Source organism: Psychrobacter sp. 1U2 (assembly GCF_051847575.1).
In genome coordinates this window covers 1-906 of the sequence record NZ_JBPYDC010000677.1, presented here as the reverse complement: position 1 = coordinate 906, position 906 = coordinate 1, and the positions used below count along the sequence as shown (strand labels likewise).

General features: G+C 41.5%; 1 pseudogene. It reads right to left on the bottom strand.

The window, feature by feature from the left end:
• Window positions 1-809: pseudogene (locus tag ACS8FD_RS18045) on the bottom strand (LPS-assembly protein LptD); the annotation flags it as partial.
• Between the last annotated feature and the right edge of the window lie 97 nt (window positions 810-906).

Genomic DNA, 906 nt, shown 5'->3' with positions numbered 1-906 from the left:
ACTGCACGTTGATAATTGGGGTTGCGCTTAGGACTGACCCATTGACCTTCGCAGCGCTGGGCACTATCCACTGTGTTTGGAAGTAACTTTAATTCTTTGCCTACTTCAGGGATATTTTGAGTCGTGGGTGTCGATTTGTTTTGAACATCGTCTTGTTCTGTGCTTATAGTTTGTTCAGGATTTATAGTATCGACATTATTGTTTCTTAAGGTTGATGGATCAGTATCAGGAGTCAACTCATAAAACTCTGCTAAACGCATCAAGCTGTCTTGGACGCTCTCATCATTGATATCGAGACGGCTAGTCTCAATTGCCAGATTCTGCTTTATAGGTTGATTTGCCTGCACTGTGTTTTTTTTATCATTACTATCGTTATTGTCTTTTGACGCTTTAACATTAATGCTTGAGCTGTGTGTGGTTTCAGAGATTGTTAAGGTGGCATTATCAGTATTAGACACTGTATTATTGGCAACCAAATCATCACTGGCGTTAAAGTTATTGCTAGAAGCTAGTGGATAGCTGTTGTCATCAGCCTGATGGCTCATTGCAGTATCAGCACTGTGCTTCATGCTCAAAGGATCTACTGTAGTTTCAGCAACATCCGCAGTTGTTGTAGCGCTTAAGCTCTTACTATTGCCGCTGTAGTCTTTGATGGGGGTATTGGCGATACTAGGGCTGTCAGAAATTAACGGCGCTGCTGCCTGCTTATCATCGTTGTCTATTGTGGCAGCGCTCACAGTCAAGCCGGTTAAGCTGATAGCGCCAAACAAAATCAAACGAATGCTTTGGTAAAGCGGAGAATATAACAAGGGCACACCTATGATTGCAAAGCCTATGGGGTTGCGATATTTGATTCAGTTGTAAATATTAATGTCGTTTTATGTTTAAGCCGAACTTATAAAAATC